Origin of the sequence: Ramlibacter sp. (assembly GCF_041916345.1) — a bacterium.
Taxonomy (GTDB): domain Bacteria; phylum Pseudomonadota; class Gammaproteobacteria; order Burkholderiales; family Burkholderiaceae_C; genus Ramlibacter.
Genome location: NZ_JAYRZR010000129.1, coordinates 1 through 7,722 on the forward strand (window position 1 = coordinate 1; position 7,722 = coordinate 7,722).

Here is a 7,722-nt window from a genome sequence, read left to right on the forward strand (position 1 = left end):
CTGGATTGCGCGCAACCCGCAGCGCAACCTCGGCGCGCGGTGCCCCGCGGACGGGCCGCGCCTCGCCTCGGTGGAGCCGCGCGCCGACGCCTGGTTCGACCCGCGCCTGGTGCCCGCGGCCGGCCGCTCGGCGGCCGTGCGGCCCGACCCGGCCACGCTGCGGGCCTACATGCTCGATACGCTGGAGACGACGCTGGAATTGCTGGAGCGCGCGCCGGAGGACGACGACGCGCTGCACTTCCATCGCATGGCGCTGTTCCATGAGGACTGGCGCGGCGAGCAGCTCGCCGCGCTCGCCCAGCGTGTGGGCGTGGCCGTGGGGCTGACGGTGCCCGATGGCGGGGCACCGCGGCCGGAGCTGGCCGTGCCCGCGACGCGCTGGCGCCTGGGCTGGGCCGGTGGCGGCTTCGCGCTGGACATCGAGCGCGGTGAGGCCGAGGAGCCGATCCCCGCTTTCGAGATCGACGCGCAGCCGGTCACCTGGGCGCAGTACCTGGAGTTCATCGACGATGGCGGCTATGACGAGCCGCAGGTGTGGCATCCGCAGGGCTGGCAGTGGCTGCAGGCGCAGGCCGCGCAGGAGGGCCGGCGCGGCCCGCGCTACGTGGATCAGGTGGGCGGCGGCGCGGTGCTGTGCACGCGCTTCGGCCGCGCGGTGCGGGCGGCGGTCACGCAGCCGGTGCTGCACGTGACCTGGTGGGAGGCCGATGCCTTCGCGCGCTGGGCCGGTCGCCGCCTGCCCGCGGAGGCGGAGTGGGAGATCGCGGCCCAGGTCGCTGCGCGGCGTGGCTTCGCCTGGGGGGCCGTGCGCGAATGGACGGCGGGCACGGTGCGCCCCTGGGCGGGCTGGCATCCCGAGCCGTGGACGGCGCAGGCCGAGCTCGACGCGAGCGGCGTGTTCGGCATCGCGCGCGTGCTGCGTGGGGCGAGCTTCGCCACGCCGCCGCGCATGCGCCACCCGAAGGCGCGCGCGTGGGCCCTGCCAGACGAGGACGAAGGCTTCGTCGGTTTTCGCACCTGCGCCCTGTAGCGCACGCGCGCATCAGCTCCTGGGCCGGCGCTTGGGCGGCAGGCGCCACCAGGGCAGCTCCGCCGTGAGGCTCAGCACCTCGCCGCTGCGCCACGGCGTGTAGCCAGGCAGGGCCGCGAGTCGGGCTTGCCACGGTGCGGACCGCAGCACCTCGCGCAGCAGGGCCACCGGCGGTGCCTCCAGTGCGTCCTTCAGGCAGACGAGGTAGTAGTGCTCGCGCAGCAGCGGCACGAAGTCGAGCCCGCGCGCGCGGGCGGCCGCCTCGATGCCCAGGCCGCAGTCGGCCGCGCCGGCGGCCACCGCCTGGGCCACGGCCGCGTGCGAAGGCTCCTCGTGCGTCCAGCCGGTGAGCTGCGTGCCGGCGATGCCCTCGCGGGCCAGCAGCTCCTCTGCCAGCAGGCGCGTGCCGCTGCCGGCGGACCGGTTGGCATAGCGCGCGCCCCGCGCCACGACATCGCGCAGGCTCGCCAGCGCCAGCGGGTTGCCGGCGGCCACGATCAGGCCCTGGCTCCGCTCGGCAAAGCCGATCAGCTTGTGCAGGCCCGGCGCCAGCAGCGGCTGGTAGGTCTGCTGCGTGTGGCTGCCCAGTCCGGGCTGCTGCGAGCTGTGGAAGCCGGCGAGGGTGCAGCGCCCGGCATTCAGCGCCGCGATCGCATCCACGCTGCCGCAGAAGCGCACGTCCAGGTGCAGCCGTGCCCGTTCCACCGCCGTGCCGCGCAGCAGCGTCAGGCCGTCGTCATGGCTGGCGTAGAGCGTGAGCACCTGGGCGCCATCGTCGAAGGCGACGGCGAAGGCCCGCTCCAGCTCGGCCTGCAGCGCCTCGATCTGCGGTGCCAGGCGGGCCTGTGCCTGCCGCTCGGCCCACAGCAGCTTGCCGCCGAAGGGCGTGAGGCGCGCCCGCTGGCCCTTCTCCCACACGATCAGCGGCTGGCCCAGCTCGGCCTCCCAGCGCCTGAGCTCGCCCCAGACGTGACGGTAGGAGAAGCCCAGCTCGCGCGCGGCGGCCGAGATCGAGCCGCTGGCCTGCACGGCCTGCAGCAGGTCCATCAACGGATTGCGGATGGCGCGCCGCGCGCCGCCATCGGCGAACGCGTACGAGAGCTCCACCTTGCGCATGCGCCGAGTATGCGGCACACGCCTATGCACGCCCCTGCATAGCTCGGTACCCCTCATGCGAGGTGAGCGTAAGCATGCCTACCATCGCGCCCCATGCAGAGCTTTCGCGACAGCATCGCCACCGCCTGGCAACTCATCGCGGGGGCCGATCCGACCCTGTGGGCCATCGTCGCGCGGTCCCTGGGCGTCAGCGCCACGGCCTGCCTGCTGGCCTGCGTCCTGGGGCTGCTGGCCGGCGGCTGGATCGCCGTCTCGCGCTTCCCCGGGCGCGGCCTGCTGCTCACCGTGCTGAACACGCTGCTGGCGCTGCCCTCGGTGGTGGTGGGGCTGGTGGTCTACCTGCTGCTCTCGCGCTCCGGGCCGCTCGGCTTCCTGGGCTGGCTGTTCACCTTCAAGGCCATGGTGCTGGCGCAGGCCGTGCTGGTGGTGCCGGTCTGCACGGCACTCACGCGGCAGGTGGTGGAGGACGCCGAGCGCGCCCATGGCGAGCAGTTGCGCTCCCTGGGCGCCGGGCCGTGGCTGCGTGCGCTGCTCATCGCCTGGGACGAGCGCTATGCCTTGCTGACCGTGCTGCTGGCCTGCTTCGGCCGTGCCGTGTCGGAGGTGGGGGCGGTGATGATCGTCGGCGGCAACATCGACGGCTTCACCCGCGTCATGACCACGGCCATTGCCCTGGAGACGAGCAAGGGCGACCTGCCGCTGGCGCTGGGCCTGGGCATCGTGCTGCTGGGCGTGGTGCTGCTGCTCAACGCGCTGATCGCGCTGGTGGCCCGCTGGCGCGGCGCCGCCCTGGACCGCGCGGGCGCGCTGCAGGGGGCTGCGTCGTGACCGCGCTGCTGCACCTGTCCGGCGTGGACGTGCGCTTCGGCGCCGTGCAGGCCCTGCGCGGCATCGACCTGGCGGTGGCACGTGGCGAGCGCGTGGCGCTGATCGGCGCCAACGGCTGCGGCAAGAGCACGCTGCTGCGGGTGCTGCACGGGCTGATCGCGCCGGCCGCCGGCACGATGCGGCGCGACGGCACGCTGCGCGAGGCGATGGTGTTCCAGCGGCCGTTCATGCTGCGCGCCTCGGCCCTGCACAACGTGGCGCTGGCGCAGTGGATCCGCGGCACGCGCTGGGCGCAGGCGCGCGAGCAGGCCCGCGCGGCCCTGGGGCGCGTGGGCCTGGCCGAGCTGGCCGACCGCGATGCGCGCACGCTGTCGGGCGGCCAGCAGCAGCGCCTGGCGCTGGCGCGCGCCTGGAGCCTGAGCCCCGAACTGCTGCTGCTGGACGAGCCCACCTCCAGCCTGGATCCGCACGCCAAGCGCGAGGTCGAGGCCCTGATGGCGGACTTCGCCGCCAGCGGCATGACGCTGGTGTTCGCCAGCCACAACCTGGGCCAGGTCAAGCGCCTGGCCACACGCGTGGTGTACCTGGAGGGCGGCCGCCTGCTGGCCGATCTGCCGGTGCGCGATTTCTTCGATGGCCCGTTGCGCGAGACCTCGCGCGAGGCCGAGTTGTTTGTCAGAGGAGAACTGGGATGAATCCGATCCGTCGCAAGACCCTGCTGGCCGTCGTGGGGGTGGCACTGGCCACCTTCGGCGGGGCTGCCGCCGCGCAGGCCATCACCATGGCGTCTACCACGTCCACCGAGCAGTCCGGCCTGTTCGGCCATCTGCTGCCGGCGTTCAAGCAGGCGAGCGGGCTCGACGTGAAGGTGGTGGCCGTGGGCACCGGCCAGGCGATCGACATGGCGCGCCGCGGCGATGCGGACGTGCTGTTCGTGCACGACCAGGTGGCGGAGGAGAAGTTCGTCGCCGACGGCTTCGCGGCGAAGCGCCACCCCGTCATGTACAACGACTTCGTGCTGGTCGGCCCCAAGGGCGACCCCACCGGTACGCGCGGCAAGGACATCACCGAGGCGCTGAAGAAGATCGCTGCCGCCAACGCGCCCTTCATCTCGCGCGGCGACAAGAGCGGCACCCACGCGGCCGAGCTCCGCTACTGGCTGCAGGCCGGTGTGGCGCAGGCCAAGGGCTCGGGCTACAAGGAGTGCGGCTGCGGCATGGGCCCGGCGCTCAACATCGCGGCGTCGGCCAACGCCTACGCGCTCACGGATCGCGGCACGTGGCTGAACTTCCGCAACCGCGCCGACCTGGCGATCCTGGTGGAGGGCGACCAGCGCCTGTTCAACCAGTATGGGGTGATGGCCGTGAGCGCCGCGAAGCATCCGCACGTGAAGGCGGCGGACGCGCAGAAGTTCGTCGACTGGATCATCTCGCCGGCGGGCCAGGCGGCCATCGCCGGCTACAAGATCGGCGGCGAGCAGCTCTTCTTCCCGAACGCGACGAAGTGAAGGCCCCGGGCCCGCGGCCCGAGGCCTCAGCGCGCGCCGGGCGAATCATTCCCGGTGCCGCTCACCGCGACCAGCGGCGCCGGGCCGCTGCCGGGCGTGACCGCGAGGCCGGATGACGCGGCGGGCGGCAGGCTGGAGCCGGCCGCTTCGCCGGCGGCGGCATAGGCGGCCGCATTGACGGGGGAGGGCGGGGTGAGCTGCAGCATCAGCTCACGCAGCTCGGGCCTCGCGGGGCCATTGGCGAGGCCCTCGGACGCATGCAGCCAGAGCCCGCCGAAGTGGCTGTAGTCGGCCAGCCAGGTGCCGCGCACCACCTTGCGCACCTTGGCTTCCAGCAGGGGCAGGCCCAGCAGCAGGCGCAGCGCGGACGTGCGCTCCCAGGAGGCGAGGCGCACCATGCCCACGAACACGTCGTAGCCGTCGGGCGCGCGCCCGAGCTGGCGCACCTCGATCGTCACGCACGAGGTGGCGATGCCCCAGCGCTGGAACTGCGTGGCGATCAGCGACTGGTATTCCACCTCCAGCCCTTCGCCACGGCGGCCGGACGGGTGGTAATCGCTGTCGGGATCGTGGGGCGGCGCGGACCGCGCCTCCCGGACGAAGAGCTTTCTCAGGTCGAACATCGTGGCAGGCGCGTGCCGACCCTGGCGGCCTTTCGGCCGCCGGCACGGCATGGTTGGAGTCCCCTCGGAAAGTGACAAATTGGTCAGCTCTGACGGCTGGCCTTGACTACTTTGAACCTATTCTAGACGGAGCCTGTCGGTCAGGCGCCGTCACGTTGTGATTTTTGTGACAGTTTTCGGTAAATCGTGGCGCGGCTGATGCCCAGTGCCCGCGCCGCCTCCATCACGTTGCCTCGTGCGTCCGCCACGGCGCGGCGGATGAGGGCGATCTCCACGTCCCGCAGGGGCACGCGGGCCGGCCGCTGCACGCCCTCTCGACCACCGGCGCGCGGCAGGGCCGCGAGGCGCAGGCCCGACCACAGCGGCAGCTCCACCGGCGCCGGCTCGGCTTCGTGCCGGGCCAGGTCGAACAGCGGCTCCCAGGGCTGCGCGAACAGCTCGCTGCAATGCACGGGCGATCCCTGCGGCGTGGCCAGCGCGGCCACCATCTGGCGCGCGGCGGCGTTGCTGCCGGTGACCCAGCCTTCCTCGTCCAGGCACAGCAGGCCGTCGTCGTCGTCGCCGAGCTGGCGGCCCGGCCAGTTCAGGCGCAGCACCAGCCGGTGCGGCCGCGCGAGGGTGAGGGCGTTCTCGATGCTGCGCGCCGACTGCGCGACCAGGTGGCGCAGCTCGGGCCGCTCGGCGGCGTCGATGCCGGTGAGATCGAGCATGCCTACGCAGCGGCCGTCCGGGCCGAACAGGGGCGCGCCGGCGCAGCTGTAGCAGGTGGTGTCCTGGAAGAAGTGCTCGCCGCGATGCAGCCACACCGGCTGCAGCTCGGCCAGGGCGGCGCCGATCGCGGTGGTGCCGACGCTGCGCTCGGACAGGTCCACCCCCACGCGGGTGATCACCGCGGCACGGCGGTCCGAGCGGTCGATGGGGCCGTGCGCGTCGACCACCACGCCGTCCTGGTTGGTGAGGATGGCGAAGTAGCGGGTGGAGGCGATGGCGCGGCCGAGCTGCTCGAGCACCGGCCGGGCGGCCATGACCAGATCGTGGTTGGCTTCTTCCACCCGCTTGAGCTGCTGGGCCGGGATGAGGTCGAAGCCCACCGGGTCGTGCGGGCGCAGGCCGGATTGCAGGCAACGGCGCCAGGAGCGCTCGATCCACGCGGCGTCATACCACGCGCTGACGAACGCGTCGGTGAGCGAGCGGCCCTCATCCATGACGACGCGGCGGGCGCGGTCGATGTCATGCAGGCGCTGCTCGGCACGGGCGGCCGCGGCGGGAAGGGGCATCGGTGGACTCCTGGGTCCGCAGTGTGAATTCGCACCGCGGACGCGCATTGTTCCATTTTGAGAATTTCGTGTCATGGCCGGCGGCAACCTAGGGTTTCGCCTAGGGAGGGGCGCGGGGGGCGATCCAACAATCCCGTTGCTCAGACCCCCCCCACAGGAGACGCAGAACATGAAAGTCCAACTCAAGGTCAACGGACGCGCATCGGAAGTCGATGTGGCGCCCAACACGCTGCTCGTGACGGCCATCCGCGAGCATCTCAAGCTGACCGGCACGCACGTGGGCTGCGACACCGCCCAGTGCGGCGCCTGCACGGTGCTGGTGAACGGCCGCGCGGTGAAGTCGTGCAACACGCTGGCCGTGCAGCACCCCGGCGCGGAGATCACCACCATCGAGGGCCTGGCCGCAGCCGACGGCACCATGCATCCGATGCAGGCGGCCTTCAAGGAGTGCCATGGCCTGCAGTGCGGCTTCTGCACGCCCGGCATGGTGATGAGCGCGGTGGACCTGTGCAAGCGCCACCCGAACGCCAGCGAACAGCAGATCCGCGAGCAGCTCGAAGGCAACCTGTGCCGCTGCACCGGCTACCAGAACATCGTGCGTGCCGTGCAGACCGGCATGGCAGAGACCGCCAAGGCCTGAGGCCGCAAGGAGACCGACATGGGTGCCAACGACTCTTTCGCCAAGCTGCCGCACATCGGCGAGGCCGTCCGCCGCAAGGAGGACTACCGCTTCCTCACCGGCGCCGGCCAGTACACCGACGACATCAACCTCGCCAACCAGAAGGTGGCGGTGTTCGTGCGGTCGCCGCATGCGCACGCCGTCATCAAGTCCATCGACACCACGGCCGCCTCGGCCATGCCGGGCGTGGCGCGCGTCTTCACCGGCAAGGACGTGGAAGGCAAGATGGGCGGGCTGCCCTGCGGCTGGCTCATCACCAGCACCGACGGCCAGCCCATGAAGGAGCCGCCGCATCCCATCCTGGCGCAGGGCAAGGTGCGCTACGTGGGCGACCACGTGGCCATGGTGGTGGCCGAGACGCTGGAGCAGGCGAAGAACGCCGCGGAGGCGGTGGTGGTCGACTACGACATGCTGCCCGCCGTGGTGGACGTGCGCGATGCCGCCAAGGGCCCGGCCCTGCATGACGTGGCACCGGACAACCATTGCTACAAGTGGGCCATCGGCGACAAGGCGCAGGTGGACGCGGTGTTCGCAAGCGCCGCCCATGTGACGAAGCTGGATCCTGAATCCGTGACCTCAAGCGCTAATTCTGAGGCCTCCGGTTTGATTCGACCACTGGATAGCGTGGTTTGTGGTGTAGCGATGAGCGTTGTGGGATGCGG

The 7,722-nt window shown here is 72.0% G+C and carries 9 protein-coding genes; 6 read left to right on the forward strand and 3 right to left on the reverse strand.

The annotated features are described in order from the left end of the window. A partial coding sequence (locus ACE3T5_RS20165; RefSeq protein WP_374669899.1) for an SUMF1/EgtB/PvdO family nonheme iron enzyme occupies window positions 1-1,030 on the forward strand: 1,030 nt, incomplete at its 5' end. Between the two features lie 12 nt (window positions 1,031-1,042). Here the strand turns inward: ACE3T5_RS20165 and ACE3T5_RS20170 are convergent. Continuing rightward, entirely contained in the window at window positions 1,043-2,146 is a 1,104-nt protein-coding gene (locus ACE3T5_RS20170; protein WP_374669900.1) for a substrate-binding domain-containing protein, read from the reverse strand. A 93-nt stretch (window positions 2,147-2,239) separates the two neighbouring features. Here ACE3T5_RS20170 and ACE3T5_RS20175 point away from each other — a divergent pair, with 93 nt between their 5' ends. Genes ACE3T5_RS20175 through ACE3T5_RS20185 form a run of 3 tightly spaced genes read left to right on the forward strand, consistent with a single transcriptional unit; the run spans window position 2,240 to window position 4,481 of the window. Next, entirely contained in the window at window positions 2,240-2,974 is a 735-nt protein-coding gene (locus tag ACE3T5_RS20175) for an ABC transporter permease (protein ID WP_374669901.1), read from the forward strand. After that, complete coding sequence (locus tag ACE3T5_RS20180) at window positions 2,971-3,669, forward strand: phosphate ABC transporter ATP-binding protein (RefSeq protein WP_374669902.1); 699 nt, start codon at window positions 2,971-2,973, stop codon at window positions 3,667-3,669. The genes ACE3T5_RS20175 and ACE3T5_RS20180 overlap by 4 nt, the downstream gene beginning before the upstream one ends. After that, window positions 3,666-4,481, forward strand: coding sequence for an extracellular solute-binding protein (locus ACE3T5_RS20185; RefSeq protein ID WP_374669903.1), 816 nt, complete (start codon window positions 3,666-3,668; stop codon window positions 4,479-4,481). Before ACE3T5_RS20180 ends, ACE3T5_RS20185 begins: the two co-directional genes overlap by 4 nt. Before the next feature lie 26 nt (window positions 4,482-4,507). Here the strand turns inward: ACE3T5_RS20185 and ACE3T5_RS20190 are convergent, their stop codons facing one another. Together ACE3T5_RS20190 and ACE3T5_RS20195 are read right to left on the reverse strand one after the other, a co-directional pair. Further along, window positions 4,508-5,104: a hypothetical protein gene (locus ACE3T5_RS20190; protein WP_374669904.1), complete on the reverse strand. Its 597-nt coding sequence runs from the start codon at window positions 5,102-5,104 to the stop codon at window positions 4,508-4,510. A 140-nt stretch (window positions 5,105-5,244) separates the two neighbouring features. Beyond that, window positions 5,245-6,381, reverse strand: a complete 1,137-nt coding sequence (locus tag ACE3T5_RS20195; RefSeq protein WP_374669905.1) for a helix-turn-helix domain-containing protein — start codon at window positions 6,379-6,381, stop codon at window positions 5,245-5,247. A 169-nt stretch (window positions 6,382-6,550) separates the two neighbouring features. Here ACE3T5_RS20195 and ACE3T5_RS20200 point away from each other — a divergent pair, with 169 nt between their 5' ends. Together ACE3T5_RS20200 and ACE3T5_RS20205 are read left to right on the forward strand one after the other, a co-directional pair. After that, window positions 6,551-7,021 carry a (2Fe-2S)-binding protein gene (locus tag ACE3T5_RS20200; protein ID WP_374669906.1) on the forward strand — a complete coding sequence of 157 codons (471 nt, stop codon included), beginning with the start codon at window positions 6,551-6,553 and terminating at the stop codon, window positions 7,019-7,021. Between the two features lie 18 nt (window positions 7,022-7,039). Further along, window positions 7,040-7,722: xanthine dehydrogenase family protein molybdopterin-binding subunit (locus ACE3T5_RS20205; protein ID WP_374669907.1), on the forward strand; the 683-nt coding region annotated here is incomplete at its 3' end.